Origin of the sequence: Microvirga ossetica (assembly GCF_002741015.1) — a bacterium.
GTDB classification, from domain to species: Bacteria; Pseudomonadota; Alphaproteobacteria; order Rhizobiales; family Beijerinckiaceae; genus Microvirga; species Microvirga ossetica.
In genome coordinates this window covers 743742-758867 of record NZ_CP016616.1, presented here as the reverse complement: position 1 = coordinate 758867, position 15126 = coordinate 743742, and the positions used below count along the sequence as shown (strand labels likewise).

The 15126-nt window shown below is 61.8% G+C and carries 14 protein-coding genes and 1 pseudogene; 11 read left to right on the top strand and 4 right to left on the bottom strand.

Translation table 11 applies throughout. The annotated features are described in order from the left end of the window. The first annotated feature begins 86 nt into the window (after nt 1-86). Both BB934_RS03460 and BB934_RS03455 read left to right on the top strand, forming a co-directional pair. Nucleotides 87-533, top strand: coding sequence for a peptidoglycan-binding domain-containing protein (locus BB934_RS03460; protein ID WP_099508384.1), 447 nt, complete (start codon nt 87-89; stop codon nt 531-533). A 90-nt stretch (nt 534-623) separates the two neighbouring features. Beyond that, entirely contained in the window at nt 624-1115 is a 492-nt protein-coding gene (locus tag BB934_RS03455) for a Gmad2 immunoglobulin-like domain-containing protein (protein WP_099508383.1), read from the top strand. 17 nt (nt 1116-1132) lie between these two features. Here BB934_RS03455 and BB934_RS48795 read toward each other — a convergent pair. Further along, a pseudogene (locus tag BB934_RS48795) lies at nt 1133-1333 on the bottom strand (LuxR C-terminal-related transcriptional regulator); the annotation flags it as partial. A 358-nt stretch (nt 1334-1691) separates the two neighbouring features. Continuing rightward, nucleotides 1692-2618, bottom strand: a complete 927-nt coding sequence (locus tag BB934_RS03445) for a S1C family serine protease (RefSeq protein ID WP_099508382.1) — start codon at nt 2616-2618, stop codon at nt 1692-1694. Nucleotides 2619-3043: 425 nt separating this feature from the next. Here BB934_RS03445 and BB934_RS03440 point away from each other — a divergent pair, with 425 nt between their 5' ends. The 4 genes from BB934_RS03440 (at nt 3044) to BB934_RS03425 (ending at nt 9558) form a co-directional block, all read left to right on the top strand. After that, nucleotides 3044-4183: a sensor histidine kinase gene (locus BB934_RS03440; RefSeq protein ID WP_099508381.1), complete on the top strand. Its 1140-nt coding sequence runs from the start codon at nt 3044-3046 to the stop codon at nt 4181-4183. Nucleotides 4184-4368: 185 nt separating this feature from the next. Next, nucleotides 4369-5784 (top strand): amidase, encoded by a 1416-nt coding sequence (locus BB934_RS03435; RefSeq protein WP_099508380.1) that lies wholly within the window; start codon nt 4369-4371, stop codon nt 5782-5784. A 672-nt stretch (nt 5785-6456) separates the two neighbouring features. Then, entirely contained in the window at nt 6457-7887 is a 1431-nt protein-coding gene (locus BB934_RS03430) for a phospholipase D-like domain-containing protein (protein WP_237050167.1), read from the top strand. Between the two features lie 570 nt (nt 7888-8457). Beyond that, a complete protein-coding gene (locus BB934_RS03425; protein ID WP_099508378.1) occupies nt 8458-9558 on the top strand; it encodes an adenylate/guanylate cyclase domain-containing protein in 1101 nt (366 codons plus the stop codon). Between the two features lie 629 nt (nt 9559-10187). Here the strand turns inward: BB934_RS03425 and BB934_RS46830 are convergent. Further along, nucleotides 10188-11180: a phasin family protein gene (locus tag BB934_RS46830; RefSeq protein ID WP_099513265.1), complete on the bottom strand. Its 993-nt coding sequence runs from the start codon at nt 11178-11180 to the stop codon at nt 10188-10190. A 212-nt stretch (nt 11181-11392) separates the two neighbouring features. Between BB934_RS46830 and BB934_RS46825 the strand changes: the two genes are divergently transcribed. From BB934_RS46825 to BB934_RS03410, 4 genes are all read left to right on the top strand, one after another. Beyond that, nucleotides 11393-11572 carry a hypothetical protein gene (locus tag BB934_RS46825; protein ID WP_157934008.1) on the top strand — a complete coding sequence of 60 codons (180 nt, stop codon included), beginning with the start codon at nt 11393-11395 and terminating at the stop codon, nt 11570-11572. Nucleotides 11573-11907: 335 nt separating this feature from the next. Further along, nucleotides 11908-12414: a YsnF/AvaK domain-containing protein gene (locus BB934_RS03415; RefSeq protein WP_335645601.1), complete on the top strand. Its 507-nt coding sequence runs from the start codon at nt 11908-11910 to the stop codon at nt 12412-12414. A 242-nt stretch (nt 12415-12656) separates the two neighbouring features. After that, on the top strand, nt 12657-12782 hold the full coding sequence (locus BB934_RS50200) for a hypothetical protein (protein ID WP_257792369.1): 126 nt from the start codon (nt 12657-12659) through the stop codon (nt 12780-12782). Beyond that, nucleotides 12772-12999: a DUF6489 family protein gene (locus BB934_RS03410; protein WP_210422131.1), complete on the top strand. Its 228-nt coding sequence runs from the start codon at nt 12772-12774 to the stop codon at nt 12997-12999. The genes BB934_RS50200 and BB934_RS03410 overlap by 11 nt, the downstream gene beginning before the upstream one ends. Nucleotides 13000-13198: 199 nt before the next feature. On the opposite strand, the gene BB934_RS03405 is transcribed toward BB934_RS03410, so the two are convergent. Beyond that, the gene (locus BB934_RS03405; RefSeq protein WP_157934007.1) at nt 13199-13747 is read right to left on the bottom strand and encodes an OsmC family protein; all 549 of its coding nucleotides are present in this window, start codon (nt 13745-13747) and stop codon (nt 13199-13201) included. A 382-nt stretch (nt 13748-14129) separates the two neighbouring features. Between BB934_RS03405 and BB934_RS03400 the strand changes: the two genes are divergently transcribed. Beyond that, the gene (locus BB934_RS03400) at nt 14130-15092 is read left to right on the top strand and encodes a PhnA-like protein (RefSeq protein WP_099508374.1); all 963 of its coding nucleotides are present in this window, start codon (nt 14130-14132) and stop codon (nt 15090-15092) included. Nucleotides 15093-15126 lie beyond the last annotated feature (34 nt).

Below are 15126 nucleotides of genomic sequence, written 5' to 3'. Positions count from 1 at the left end.
CGAGCACATGTCGAATTGTGATCGGGTGTACTCTGATGCTGTGAGCAGCAGACTAGATGTAGGCCAATTTCAGGAGGCAGCACGCTATGGCGGAACCAGTTCTGAAGAAGGGTTCAACTGATCCCGCTGTGCAGGACTTGCAGGAGGCCCTCAAGATCCTCGGACATGATCCAGGGCCGATCGACAGTGTCTTCGGGGCCAGCACTGAGCGCGCAGTCCGATCCTTTCAGCAGTCAAAGGGCATCGCTGCGGATGGGGTCGTCGGCCGGGTCACGTGGATCAATATCGATGAAGCCGACCAGAGCGAGCCAGTTCTCCGCCTTGGCTCAACCGGCCTGCCAGTCCGCCGCCTTCAGAGTCGGATGAGTGCGGTTGGTTTCGACACAGGCGGGGTCGATGGACGCTTCAGCCCGAAAACAGAAACGGCAGTGAGACAGCTTCAGCAACGGTTTGATCTCGCTGTGGACGGCGTCGTGGGCCCGAAAACCTGGGCGGTTGTTGCTGCACTGGAGAACGAAGGGCCGGCGAGCTGACTGAGGTGGATCATCGGGGGTGGCTGCACTCCGATCGCACATCATTTCGGATCGGGCGAAGCAGCGCAGGTTTGGTCGAGGAGAGCAGGTATGGCGAACGAGATCCAGCAACCCAAGCCGTTCGACTTGGTGGGCAATCCTGTCCTGATCGGAGGCATTGGCTCAGGGTTTGAAGCCATTCTTCAATATCGCGTCCATGACGGTCATGACGAGCGCACAGGCCACTTCACGGTCGGTGGCGGGACCGGTGAGCACGGACAGTTCCACCTGTCAATTGACGTATCTGGAGCCGTCTTCCAGTTGGACCGTCTGTTCGTCGAGGTGTTCGAGGAGAGCGCAGCAGACGGCTCAGAAATCAACAAAGTGATTGTCCCCGTTATCTTCGGGCCTAATATCGTACCCGGGTACGTAGGCTTCCGTCTTCATACGGTCCAGCGCGGCGACACACTTGCGAAGATCGCGCACGACCACTACAGCGATCCCCGCCGTTTCCAGGACATTGTCAGGGCAAATCCACTGGTCATCAGTGATCCGGATCGGATCTTCCCTGGTCAGGCACTTAAGATACCAATCGGCGCGTAATGAGCCTGCAAGCTAGGTTACAACAGGATGAGCCCGAGGCGTACGGCCTGCGCGACCGCGTCTGTTCTGCCTGTGGCGTCGAGCTTTGCCGCAATTGAAGCTACGTGAAACTTGGCAGTGTGGAAGGAGATTCCGAGCCTTCGGGCAATCAGCTTGTTGGAGGCGCCCTCTGCTAGCAACCGCAGGACATCGAGCTCCCGGGTCGTGAGCATGGGGTCCCGCTGGGTAGGAGAGGGTTTGTCCGAAGCGGGGTCTCGCGTGCTGTCCGGCCACTGGATGTCGCGAGGCAAGATCGCAAAGCCTTGGGCGACAGCATCGATGGCGAGCAGCAGATCCGAGAGAGTGGAACTACGCGGCAGCACTCCTCTGGCTCCAGCCTTCAGGATCTCAAGCGGATCCGCCGAGTCTTCAAGAACGATGATTGGTACCCCTTCGCAAACAGGCAGGTGATCGGCGATCACTACGTCGGGCTCTTTGGGGTCCAGAGCAATCCTGGCCGGCTCGCCGGCCAGCATCGTACTGATGAGGCCGAGCAGGTCTGGATCATCGATCTGGAGTGCGATGCGCTGCACTGCCTCACTCTTGAGGTTTGGGACGTTCTGCAATCACGATAGTGCAAGATATTTGCTCCCCCCCTCGCAGCATTCCAAGCGTGATGGATCGACCGACGCTCTCGGGCCCGAGGAGTGTGTAAACGCGACGGACTGAGTGCAGGGGATCGGTATCCCAACGGATGAGAATATCGCCCTGCTTGATCCCGGCTCTCTGCCCGGGGCCATTGGGATCCACACTGATGACGATGAGCCCCTTGGGCTCTGCAAGCCCTGCCGCGTCGGCGATGGTCCGATCGATCCGCACTGACTGGAGGCCGAGGCCCAGATAGCCGCGAGCGATCCGGCCATGGGTGAGCAATTGCTGTGCCACGCGCTCGAGCGTCTCGGACGGGATGACCAGAACCCGTCCCCGGGGGCCGAGCACTGTCATTCCGAGGATCTGCCCATTGGCGTCGAGCGCGACTCCTCCCTCCGATCGGGTGTCGAGTTTAACATCCAGATGGATTCTTCGATCGATATGGCCGCCGCGGAGGCTTCTCCATGGGCCGCCTGCAAGAGCCACAATGCCGAGAGCGGCGCACAATCCCTCGGATTGACGACCTGCCGCAAGCACAAGATGTCCGGCGCGGAGCCCGGACGTGTCTGCAAGGGGAACATTGGCGATGGGCTGCTCCTCCGTCCGCAGGAGGGCAATGTCTGTACTTGGATCACGACCGACGAGACTTGCGGCGACTTGGTTTCCGTCTGGACGAGTGATCAGAATATCCTCGTCTGCTTCCAGCGCTTCTTCTGCGGTGAGGACCAGTCCGGGACGCCAGATGATGCCTGTCGAGGACCTGCGTCGAGGGCCATGAACGACCACAAGCCTCGGCGCGATTCCGTCGCAAAGGTTGGCGATGCGATCTGAGATGGCGTCGAGCGACGAGGGGTTGGATGATGGGGTGGACATGATGCACCTCACTGAGGATCGCCGTTCATCCTGCTGGTAAATGCCTTTTCTGGGTACTGACCGGTTGGCTAGGTCGGTTCTTGGCACGAGGCAGACGAAAGCCGTACTTCCGCAGCTCATAGGGTAAGCTGACCTTCACAAGGCCACGCTCAACGGCTCAGTTTGACCCACTCCGGACCTTCCGGAGTTTGCACACAGTAAGGTCGATGCTCTGGTGGGAACTACATCGGCGCTCATAGGTCAGTGCCCGAGCCGCCATTGGTGCCGATACACATGCCAACGCGAGCCGGTGCCGTCCCATCCCGTCGCCGTTTAATCTATGTTAGACTGCCAAGCCAATCGGATGCGGATCGCCTAGCCAGACACATCGACGGCACCGCGACAATCTCCGTCGTCCGGTTGTTCCCTCGTCCTGGAGCTGCGCCATGGGTGACCTGTCCTCGCCGCGGACCGCATCGGAGAAACGGCAGCAGCGTGACCTGCGGGGCCGCATCAGAGCGGCGGAAGAGGTCGACCATGCAAACGAGCGGCTCAGGTCCGTCCTGGCCAGCGTCAGCGACTGTTATTTCACGTTGGACAGGTCTTACCGCATCACCGACCTCAACGAGGCGGCGAGGGACTGGGTGGGGCCGAAGCCGGACAGGGTTCTGGGCACGTGCCTCTGGGACCTGTGCAATCCTGATGCCGAGTGCAGCCGCTTGATCCGCGAGGGCATGGAGGGGCGCCGCCGCATCCGGCGTGGGGTGATGTCCGGCCTGCGGCCTGGCCGCTGTCTCGATCTGCTGGTCTGCCCCTCGACGGAGGGATTGAGCGTCTTCTTCACCGACGTCACGGAACAGCGTGCCGCCACGGCGGCCTTGGACGAACTCGCCGGGCGCTTCCTGACCCTCCAGGACGAGGAGCGGCAACGGATTGCCGAGGAGTTGCACGACTCGACCGCCCAGCATCTCGTGGCAGCCGACCTCCACCTCATGCGGCTGAAGCAGTACGTCGGCTCTGGGGACGGCCAGAAGGTGCTCGACGAGGCGGCGGACGCGGTGGAGGAAGCCGCCAGGGAGCTGCGCACCTTCACCTATCTGCTGCACCCGCCGGGCCTGGAGAATGGCGGCTTGGCTGGAACCGTGCAGGCTTTTGCGGCCGGCTTCGCGCGCCGGACAGGTCTGAACACGTCCGTCCGCATGCCCGACACGGCCGACAGCCTCCCCGTCGATGTCCAGCGTGCGCTGCTCCGGGTCATCCAGGAGGCGCTGACCAACACCTATCGGCATGCGGCCGCGTCCCGGCTGATCATCGACCTGCGGGTTGGGGCCGATACCCTGAAGCTGCGCGTCCTCGACGATGGCTGCGGGTTATCCTGCGGCGTCCGGAAGGCGGCTGAGGGCGGGCCCCTACTCGGGGTCGGCGTCACTGGCATGCGGGCCCGCATGCTGCGGTTCGGCGGCAACCTGCGGCTCCTGAGCCACGCCCGGGGTACGCTGGTCGTCGCCACCCTGCCGCTCGGGTTCGCGTCTGACCTCGGGAGCGGTCGGGAGCCTGCCGCCACGAGTCCATTCGCGGTGCACTGACATCCTTGCGGGATCGTTCGTCGCCCAAGACGACCAAAGAGCTTGGTCCGCTTCGGCGCTCATGAGCCGACGTTGGTCGAGCTGCCGGGAGGTGAAACATTGACCCAGAACTGACCTTTGTAGGCAGTAACATGGGACTTAGCTGAGGCTCTCATGGTAAGTCTTAATCGACGGGTGAGACGATCATGGCATGTGATGAGGACTTGATAAAACTAACAGCCTGTGCGGTCGTCGACCTTCTGAGACGAGGAGAGGTCACACCGTTCGATTGCCTCGACGCTCTCGAGGCCCGACTGGCTGCCGTGGACAGCGCCGTCAACGCGTTGCCAATCCTTTGTTTCGAGCGGGCTCGCGAACAGGCCCGTCGGCTGATGCAGCGCCCTCCGAACGAGCGAGGCCTGCTGGCGGGGCTGCCTGTGCCGATCAAGGACCTGACCGACGTAGCGGGCGTTCGTACCACCTACGGCTCGCCCATCTTCGCCGACTTCGTCCCCGAGGCCTCCGACATCCTGGTGAACACCATCGAAGCTGAAGGCGGCCTGATCTACGCCAAGTCCAACACGCCGGAGTTCGGCGCGGGCGGCAATACCTTCAACGAGGTCTTCGGCACCACGCGCAACCCATGGAACACGGCATTGTCCGCCGCGGGATCGTCGGGTGGGGCTGCGGTCGCACTCGCCACCGGAACGGCATGGGTGGCGCAGGGTTCCGACCTCGGCGGCAGCCTGCGCAATCCGGCCAGCTTCTGCGGTGTGGTCGGCCTGCGGCCGAGCCCCGGCCGCGTCGCCAGCACTCCTGGCGCGAAGACTGACCGGCTCCTCAGCGTGAACGGCCCCATGGGCCGGACCGTGGAGGACACCGCCCTGCTTCTCGATGCCATGACAGGGGAGAGCCCTGGCGATCCCTTGTCATTGCCCAGAACCGAAAACTTTCTGGCCGCGGCACGCTCCGGCTGGCGACCGACGCGGGTCGCCTTCTCGGCCGATCTGGGGATCACGCCGGTCGACCTCGAGGTGGCGGCCATCTGTCAGGCCGCGGCCGAACGGTTCGTGGAACTGGGTGCGATCGTCGAAGAGGCGCATCCCGACCTCTCAGAGGCCCATGATACGTTCCAGGTCCTGCGCGGGATGTCGTTCGCTGTCAGCTATGCCGGGCTCTTGCAGAACCACCGGGACAAGATGAAGCCGGAGGTGATCTGGAACATTGAGCAGGGCTTGAACTACACGATGGCCGATGTCGTGCGGGCGGAGAACCAGCGCGCCGCCCTGTTTCGGCGGATGAACGCCTTCTTCGACACCTACGACCTGCTTCTGTGTCCGGCGACGATTGTGGCTGCCTATCCAGCAGATGAACGCTATGTGAGCCAATGCGCAGGCCATACCTTCTCGAACTATGTCGAGTGGTTGGCGATTGCTTACGCGATCACCCTGACGGCATCACCGGCCCTCAGTCTGCCGTGTGGCTTCACCCGCGACGGCCGCCCCGTTGGTTTGCAGATTGTCGGCCGCCCGCGTGCGGAGGGACGCGTCCTTGCCGGAGCACGTGCCCTTGAGGAAATCCTCGGATTGCACGGGATCACACCTATCGATCCGCGTGCGTGACGCACGACGGGACATTCTTGACTTGATCGGCTGGAACTTCGGCAATTGGCACTCCCGAGACGTAAGCGTTTGGTCCGCTTCGGCGTTCAAGAGACGACGTTTATTGAGCCGCCGGAATGCGAATGTCTGACCCTGAGCAGACCTTAAGCCCTTGGGAGTAGCAGCTCCACTTCGTGCCCATGGGACAAGCAAACCTATTCAGTTACTCGAGCGGGAAGGCCTTACTCCCCAGCAAGCACCAGTTTGTGATGTTGCTGGGCGACCGAGTTTGGAACTGAGCCGATCATGGTGCTTTCCCATGGCAGTCCCTATCGGGAGGTTCCGCATGCGTCACGCTCCTGCTGCTTTCATGTCATGCCTGATCCTGTCCGCTTCTGAGTGAGAGAAGCCTTGCTGAGGTCTGTGCCACGTCTGCTGCGGTGATCAGGGTAGGGCAGGAGGCCGTTAGCTACCCGCTGGCATTCACGACAGCAGGGGAGGGCAGGTCAGGAGCGAAGAGCGGACCTTCTCACTGCCAAGCTGAAGGGCTGTCCGTGACCGAGGCCGTGCTCACGGCTTCTCGGCGGAACCGTAGACGATCGCATCCAGTTTACAGCCACGGCACCCGAGATAGGGACACGCTCGTCCCGAAGGACCGAGGATGCAGGGTGTCGGGCGATGGAGAGAGTAGCAGTGCGAGTCTTGCGGCCCGGTCATACATGCTGGCGTATCGAGCAGGCCGACCGCGTCGCCCTCATCGTCGATGCCGCTGACTACTTCCGGGCCGCTCGGTCAGCCATGCTCAAGGCGCAGCATTCCATCCTCATGATCGGGTGGGATTTCGATACCCGCATCGACCTCGACCCGACCGACGGGACGGGTGAATCCCCCAAGCGGTTGGGGGCGTTCCTGACGTGGCTTGTCGAAACCAGGCCGGGTCTTCACGTCAACATCCTGAAATGGGACCTCGGCATGGTGAAGGCCCTGTGGCGAGGCACAACCCTCTTCCGGGTGGCCCAATGGGCTTTGCATGAGCGCATCACCTTCAAGCTGGATGGCGCCCATCCTCCTGGCGCGGCGCACCACCACAAGATCGTCGTGATCGATGACGCCGTTGCCTTCTGCGGCGGCATCGACATGACAGGCGATCGTTGGGACACGTCGGAGCACCGCGATGCCGATCCCCGCCGTCGCCGCCCGTTTACGCGGCGTGCCTACGGGCCGTGGCATGATGCCACCACGGCCGTGAGCGGACCGGCGGCCAAGGCCCTGGGCGATCACGCCCGTGAGCGCTGGCAGCAGGCATCGGGAGAGGTTCTGGCACCACCGCCTGCTGGCTCGGACCCCTGGCCCGACGGCCTGCCCGTCGACATGGCCGACGTGGCGGTCGCGATCGCCCGGACCATCCCGGCCTACGACACCCGGATCGAGGTGCGCGAGGTCGAAGCGCTGTACGTTACCGCGATCGCGGCCGCTCGCAGGAGCGTTTACCTAGAGAGCCAGTACTTCGCCTCCCGTGCCGTTGCGGAAGCCATTGCCCGGCGCCTCGGAGAGCCGGACGGACCCGAGTTCGTGATCATCAACCCTGAATCGGCCGAGGGCTGGCTTGAGGAGGAGGCCATGGGCTCGGCCCGCGCGCGGCTTCTGGCCATGCTCAGGCGCCGCGACCGCTTCGGCCGCCTGCGGGTTTATACGCCCGTCACGGCGGGGGAGCAGCCGATCTATGTTCACGCCAAGATTATGATCGTGGACGACCGGCTGCTGCGGGTGGGGTCATCCAACCTGAACAACCGCTCGATGGGCTACGACACCGAATGCGACCTCGCGCTGGAGGCGGATGATGACACGCACGTCGCCGATGGGATCCGGAGCTTTCGCACGCGGCTTCTGGCTGAGCATCTTGGCACGTCGGCGGAGCAGGTCTCTGCCATCGTGGCAGAGCGTTGCTCGCTGATTGCGGCGATCGAGGTGCTCTCAGGGCCCGGGCGCTCTCTTCGGGCGTTCGATCCACCGAAGATCAACGATGCAGAGAAGGCACTGGCGGATCACGAGCTGCTTGATCCGGAGCGCCCGCGGTCCCTCTGGCATGCCCTGTCCCGGCCTCACCTGCCCATCTTCAGGTGATGTTGAGCGTCCTTTCGCCCCAGGGGACTGTCGCCTAATGGGATCGTCGGCCGTGCTCCTGCCGCGCTTGTTCGTAAGCTGTTGGGCTTCGGGCCACGTAAGGAGCACGTCCCATGTCACGGTCTTCTTCCTCTGCGGTTATCACCACCTTGGGCATCGATCTGGACAAGAACAGCTTCCACCTCGTCGGTCAGGATGAGCGCGGCGCCATCGCGGAAGGAGAACGCTGAGGACAGCGGTCACCTTATGGCTGGAGTTCGATCAGGGCTCATAATGAGGGCGCTGCCCGTCATCGACCAGGGGAGCATTCGGTAGCAAAGACCAGCAAGCCGCCCATAAGCAACTGACCGCAAAAACCCTCTGCCCCTGAAGATCCAGTTGACTGAGAAGGTGAGGCGATCGCAAGCACAGTGTCACCGCCCACGAGATCTGCCATGCACCAGAACCGTCCCGAATGGTACTGTATCACGCCAAGCGTTCTTGCTGGATATTCCAAATGTTCGGGATACGCTCTGGTGAACGGTACTGAATGATAGCAGGCCACTTCGAGCGTCGGTTGGGAGACCGCAGATGACCCTTGATGGTACTGGGATCGAGCCCTTCGCAATACTCGAAGCAGCATCAGAAAGCATTCTGGTAACCGATGCTGATCTGGAAAGGCCTGGTCCGATCATCGTCTATGCCAACCCCTCTTTTGAACGAATGACGGGGTGGAGCGCGCGCGACGTGATCGGCAAATCGCCCCGAATTCTTCAAGGTGTAAAGACTGACCTTTCCATTTTTCGGGGAATGCGGGAAACGCTCAAGAGCGGACGCCGTTGGGAAGGCCAAACGGTCAACTATCACAAGAACGGCAGTCAGTTCGTCATGGAGTGGTCAATCACCCCATTGAGAGACAAGGCCGGTCAGATTACCCACTTCGTTGCAGTCCAACGCGATGTCACCGCGCGGGTCGCGGCCGAACGGCGTCTCGCGCAAGCACAACAAGCTGCCCGTGAGGCAGACCGGAAGAAGGCCAACCTCGCGCGCTACTTCTCGCCTGCAATGGTCGAAACCTTGGCTCAAAGAGACCACCCTCTCGGCCCTGTGCGGCGGCAGGCGATAGCGGTTCTCTTTGTTGACATCGTCGGATTTGTTGCAATCAGTGAGAGCTTGCCGCCTGAGCGTGTCGTTGGACTGCTTCGGTCGTTCTACCGTCGGATGGCAAAGGTGATCTTCGCGCAACGGGGCTCCATCGAAAAGTTTTCGGGCGATGCGATAATGGCGCTCTTCGGCGTCCCCACCCCGACCGGAGGTGAGGCGACCGATGCACTGCACGCCGCGGTTAGCATCATCGATGAGGTGGAGCTTTGGAATGCGAAGCGGATGAGAGCTGGCCGTAGTCCGATTGATGTTGGCGTCAGCGCCAATTTCGGCGTGGTTGTTCTTGGCGATATCGGAACGCGCGAATCCATGAGCTTCACCGCCATCGGTGCTACGGTGAATACCGCGAGCAGGATGCAGGAGCTGTGCCGAGTGCTGCAATCGCCACTGGTTGTAAGTCAATCCTTGATTGCACGGGCATGTGAAGAGAGCGGCGATGAGTTGGTAGTATTACGGCGGCTTTCTGATGGGGGGCACCACTCTTTGCGCGGAGTCACTCTGCCCGTTAACGTGTGGACGTGTGTCTGACTGTCCGATGCCAGTGGTGATCTGTCGAGCGAGTCTCGCACTGAGGTTACGAGCGCTCGGCTCAGTCCAAACACGGAACTCGTGATGATCACAGACGCCCAAATTCAATTCTGCCGGAATGACGGCTCCTGGCACGTTCCGGAAGTACGCTGAATTTCTGCAAACTCACGATGAGTGGACCTTCACAAAATCCTGCCGGTTGCTCCCGAACGCCGCTCAATCTTCCCGGACTATTCTGCCAGATTGGTAAACGAAGATGGGTCGGACCTCATGAGGGGGCGCGAAGACCGTCCCATTCCTATCTTCCATGCACAAGAGCACGGATATTGTGTCCGATGCCCTGGAGCGCGTGGCGAAGCGAAACTCCAGCCATGACAGCTCACGGTGCTACGGCCATGGATAACTTGTAGGAGGGCGTTGGCGAAGGCAACGACCGTTGGGGCTATCAAGGCAAGAGATGAAAGGCACCACCCTCGCTGGTTGATAGCCATTGGATCGGCATGGCACTCATTGGGTGGGTTTCCGGCCGCATGCTTTGCTGATCGTGGTCAGCCCGGCTCGATGCAAATGCCCCAGGCTTGGAAGCCCGGGGCATGGTCTCATGGGGACAAAACGTCAGAGTGGGTCCATCAAGCGGCCCGGCTGACGCGCTGGAGCGCTTTCTCCGACTGAGCCGTTACGATCCGACTTGCCTCATCGGCGAGCTGACGCGTGAGGTCCGCCATCCGCCGACTGTTGTCGAGGGTCTGTTCCAGGTTGTCGCGGATGAGCGAGGTCTGGACCGCCATAAAGTCCGGAACCGACCGGCACTGTGCCAGACTGCTCAAGCCGTCAAGGTTCTTCAGAAGACGCTTCTGGCTCAACTCAAACCATTCGCGGGAAACGTCTTGGACACCACGGGCCAGAACCGTACCGGATTGCGCAAGGGCTTGCAGGTTCCGCGAGGTCTCGTCGCCAAGGCTCCGGGAGTCCCCTTTACGGGTATTGAAGAGCTGCATCGCCTGGTCTGTGGAGAGGCGGGCGAGCTCCGATGCCGTGCTGAGACTGGTCTGCACTGCTTCCTGCATGGTCCGCGCCATCGTTTGGGCTCCTTCCGCTCCAGCCTGCACCGTGCTGGTCACATCGTCCCCGACCTGCTGGACGATTTCGATCTGCTCGCGGGCCCGCTTGGCCTCGGCCCGTTTGGCCTCTTCGACACTCGCCATCTCATCCTGCACTTGCTCGGCCACCGCTTCAGCCTCCTCGTCGCTCAAGACCTTGAGCACCGCCGGAAGCAGCTCCTTCTTGTCGTCGCGAATATGCTGCTGGAACACTTTCCTCAACTCGGTCACCTTCTTGAGGAACTCACCATTATTTTTCGGCGTGCGGTCCAATTCCGCCAGGAGCGCAGTCGTTTCCTGGTTGTCCTGGATGGCCTCTTGAACCAGGTCCTGCATCCCGTGCTTGTTCAAGACGGGAAAGAGGTGCTGTTCCTGGAGATTAGCCAGGAGGTCGAGCTCCTCTGTCAGGTCAGAAAGCAGCCGCTCACGGGTTTTGGCTGCGTTATCGGAGGTGGCGAGGAGCTTCTCGAAGAGTTCGTTTGCCTTATCCGGCGGCGTTTGGCTGAAGGTTCTGGTGGTCATTTTGCCTCATAGGATGATAAACATAGGATAGAAAAAGATGTGGCTCGACGCTTTGAAGCGTAAACCACGCGCTGTGACGAAAATATGTCGAGCTGAATAAATAATATATAGTATTTTCATCTCATTGTTCAAGGATGAGATCCAATTTTATTATGGCATTGTCCATCAGACCCTCTCAGCACGGCGGGTGTGCCATGTGACAGAACACTAGGATGAGCCATTACTGCTATTCAATTGCAGAAATTGGCTCTCTTACGTTTGTCGTGCCGATCATTGCCGATCGTTGGGGTAAAAGGAAAACCCTGCTTAGAAGTCATGATAGTGAATTACGTTATGTTGAGTCAGGGCGCGACGGGGCGCACGATGCGATTGGAGGAACCGTTCCCGCCTGAGGTAGTTGCTCTAGTGCATTGCAGCAAATCGCTCGCAGTTGCGAGATAACCTTCCTAGTGCGTGAAGCACCGCTTCCGGAGTTCAAGTCGGTACTACCTGTCTCCAGTTCAACGGCACTTCCTTAACCCCATGCCTACAGCTCGCTTGCGACACCGGGAAGTGTGGCAACACCACCTTTGTATTGCGTCTGGTAATTACTTTTTTCACCGCCCATGAGGATCATATGACAACGAGCAGACAAATTAATCAGACAGCTCCTGCCAACGCTGATGAGAGTGCCAAGCAGATGGTCCAGAGTGCCGCAGAACGGACTCAGCGTATGGCGAGAGCTCCCATGAGCACCGGCTCGATCTTCTGGGATGCCATGTTTGACATGTGGAGCGCTCCGCTGGGTCGTTCCGTAGCTCGGCCCATTAACCTCCAACCATCCTCGCAGGCAGAGGAGATCATCCCGCTTGCGGAAGAGACCCTGATCGTGGGCAAGCAGACGGTGACCAGCGGCACCACCACCGTGCGCCGCGTTGTCGTGGAGACCCCGGTTCAACAGCAGGTGACGCTGTATGATGAGAAGGTCATCGTGGAACGGCGCAAGCCGGTCACCGATGCCGTGACGGGCGAGACCCTGACCGAAGTCACGATCGAGATGATCGAGACGTCCGAGCGGCCCGTGGTGGGCAAGAGCGTGAAGGTGCGGGAAGAGGTCGTCGTGCGCCGGGAGCGCACCCAACGGATCGAGACCGTGCGGGACACCGTCCGTCGCCACGAGATCGAGATCCAGCACTCCGACGAGAACCATCGCTCCGGCAGGACGCGACCCGCGATCGCCTCCAGCCGCAAGTAAGGTCACGAAAGCAAGACCTCACCTTGCACACAGGTCGCGGCTCGCGCCCGCGATCTGTGTGCTCACAACCCGAACAGGGATGCCGCCACTTCGGGACTGCACTGGATCGGGTTCCGTGACGGTCGATGGGCGAGCCCCCTGTCGAAGGAATAAGAGGCAGCCGAGGAACTGACGCGTTGTGTCCTCCAAAGCGCCCCCGTCAGCCGTCCGATGCCCGCGGGCTCAAGGTTGCGAACAGGGGCGTGGACCAGATCATGGGCGGCAACTTGGAACCAACCCTTTTGATCGCCGCTGTCATGGAGACCCACGGCGGCCAAATGGCTGACCTCAAAAAGGAAATGTCAGATGAAGGTCACGATGAACGTTGATTGCACACCGGAGGAAGCACGCACCTTCTTCGGCTTGCCGGATGTGCAGCCCATGCAGGAGCACTTGATGAGCGAGATGCAGGAGCGCCTGTCTGCCAACCTGAGGTCGATGGAGCCGGATGCGATGATCAGGGCCTGGCTGCCGACGGCCGTCAAAGGCTTCGAACAATGGCAGGAGATGCTTGCATCCCAGATGAGCTCGGCAAGGACGAAATAAGGTTCTGGGCGGCAGTCACCATCGTTCCATCACATTGGCGATTCAAACGAGCGCGGAGTCTCGGAATTGCGCAGGTCATCGCTGTGTTTGGCCAGCTCCAGATCACGGACTGCGCCTCGACTGCCAGCGGGGTGGCGTCGGTCGCCAGTTTCATCCAAAGCACCGGCATTCGTACCTTCAAGATCGAAGGGTGGGGGCATCATGCCAATGCGATGTCGAGGTTGATCGGGTTGTACAGGGTGTTGGCGACGGGGGACCATCGCACCGCGTGATCGAGGAGCGCCTTGAGGACGTCGCGGGGCGTGTCGGCCTCGATCCGCACGCTGACGCTGACCGTCTCGAATCCGGGACCCTTGAAGTCCAGGTCTCCCGTGCCCCACAGGGCCGCGAGGTCGATGTCGCCCTCGAGCTCGATCGCGAGCCGGCGGATTGGAATCGCCCGGGCAGCCGCGTTGGCCTGGATGCTGACCGACAGGCAGGAGCCCAGGGCCGCGAGGAGCGCCTCCGAGGGACTCGGCATTGTGTCGTCATTGAGTAGAGTGAGTGCTTCCACGTCGCTCCCGCCGCCGAACGGCGCCAGGTCGCGCACGTGATGCCTTTGGCTGAACCGCCCTGTGGCCTCGGTCCGGCATCGCAGCGTCCGGGTCGACGGCGACAGGGTCTTGCCTGTTGTCACCGGCAAATCCTCTCCGCCCTGCCCGAGAAGCCCGAGCGGCTGTCCGGACGTTGGCGTCCTGCGGTCGGTCACTGGGCGGCTCCTTGGATCGGTGGATGTCGAGGGTAACGCCTCCGCCCGCGTTCCGAGCCAAGCAAGATCGGTTACCGGGTAAGCGAAAACGCATGGAGCCTCGCTGGCTGGATGGGGACGACCTCCGTTCTTCCCCGGCATGGCCCGGCACGGCAGGTTGACTGCGGCCGAGTCCCCCTTGGGATGGGGGCCATGCATCTTCGCATAGCGGGTCACCGGATTTGCACCGGATCGCCCGACCGGGAGCGGCGTTGGGTTCAATATACAGGCCGCGTCCAGCCATTGCGCCTGCAATGCGGCCCTTCCTGCCCCCAACTACGGTGATCGTCGATGTCCTTGTGCTCTCAAGGTCGGCCATCCCCCGTCCCCACAGGAGATCACGATGACGTCTACCGCATACCCTGACACTCCACGCTCGCGGGGCAACACCGACGCCCCTCACATCAGTGGGGTCACACCCACCGAGGATGCCCGCACGATCCTGATCAACAAGGTCTCGTGGGGCGCCGTTCTGGCCGGCGTGGTCACAGGCCTCGTCGCACAGCTCGTCCTCAACATGATCGGGATCGGCATCGGCGCTTCGACGCTCGATCCCATGACCGGCGACAACCCAGCCGTCAGCAGCTTCTCGATCGGAGCCGGGATCTGGTGGGCGCTGTCAGGCATCGTTGCTGCCTTCATCGGCGGCTACGTCGCGAGCCGCCTGTCGGGTCAGCCAAAGGCATCGACCGGTGGCTGGCATGGCCTGACCACCTGGGCGATGACCACGCTGGTGATCTTCTATCTGCTGAGCACGGCAGTCGGCGGTCTCGTCGGCGGCGCGTTCAACACGGTCAGCGGTGCCCTGGGCGGTCTTGGTCGCACGGCGACATCAGTGGCCCAGACGGCCGCACCGGCGCTGGCTAATAGCACCGACCCGTTCGCCTCGATCGAGCAGTCGCTGCGCGGCTCGACCGGCAACGATCCGGCCGCCTTGCGGGATACGGCCATCGCCAGCATGCGTGCATTGGTGACCGGCAACCAGGCCCAAGCCAACGATGCCCGCGAGCAGGCCGCCCAGGCACTCGCCCGTTCGCAGAACATTCCGATCGAGGAGGCACGCACCCGCGTTGCAGGTTACGAAAAGCAGTATCGCGAGACGGCGGACCGGGCCAAGCAGCAGGCGACGCAGGCTGCCGACACGGCCGCCAAGGCCGTCTCTCGCGGAGCCCTTCTCGCCAGCCTCGCCCTTCTTCTCGGCGCCCTGGCAGCCTGGTTCGGCGGACGCCTCGGTGCGGTCGATCCGACTATCACGGCGCGGTTCCTGACCACGCGGAGCACCGGCTCCTCCACCAAGACGGCATGAGCCGACAGCCATCATTTCGATCAGTCGACACCGG

Excerpts from the sequence above, each read along its gene's own strand:
- BB934_RS03460 (WP_099508384.1), top strand. The coding sequence starts at position 87 with ATGGCGGAACCAGTTCTGAAGAAGGGTTCAACTGATCCCGCTGTGCAG.
- BB934_RS03455 (WP_099508383.1), top strand. The coding sequence starts at position 624 with ATGGCGAACGAGATCCAGCAACCCAAGCCGTTCGACTTGGTGGGCAAT.
- BB934_RS03445 (WP_099508382.1), bottom strand. The coding sequence starts at position 2,618 with ATGTCCACCCCATCATCCAACCCCTCGTCGCTCGACGCCATCTCAGAT.
- BB934_RS03440 (WP_099508381.1), top strand. The coding sequence starts at position 3,044 with ATGGGTGACCTGTCCTCGCCGCGGACCGCATCGGAGAAACGGCAGCAG.
- BB934_RS03435 (WP_099508380.1), top strand. The coding sequence starts at position 4,369 with ATGGCATGTGATGAGGACTTGATAAAACTAACAGCCTGTGCGGTCGTC.
- BB934_RS03425 (WP_099508378.1), top strand. The coding sequence starts at position 8,458 with ATGACCCTTGATGGTACTGGGATCGAGCCCTTCGCAATACTCGAAGCA.
- BB934_RS46830 (WP_099513265.1), bottom strand. The coding sequence starts at position 11,180 with ATGACCACCAGAACCTTCAGCCAAACGCCGCCGGATAAGGCAAACGAA.
- BB934_RS46825 (WP_157934008.1), top strand. The coding sequence starts at position 11,393 with ATGAGCCATTACTGCTATTCAATTGCAGAAATTGGCTCTCTTACGTTT.
- BB934_RS03415 (WP_335645601.1), top strand. The coding sequence starts at position 11,908 with ATGAGCACCGGCTCGATCTTCTGGGATGCCATGTTTGACATGTGGAGC.
- BB934_RS03410 (WP_210422131.1), top strand. The coding sequence starts at position 12,772 with ATGAACGTTGATTGCACACCGGAGGAAGCACGCACCTTCTTCGGCTTG.
- BB934_RS03400 (WP_099508374.1), top strand. The coding sequence starts at position 14,130 with ATGACGTCTACCGCATACCCTGACACTCCACGCTCGCGGGGCAACACC.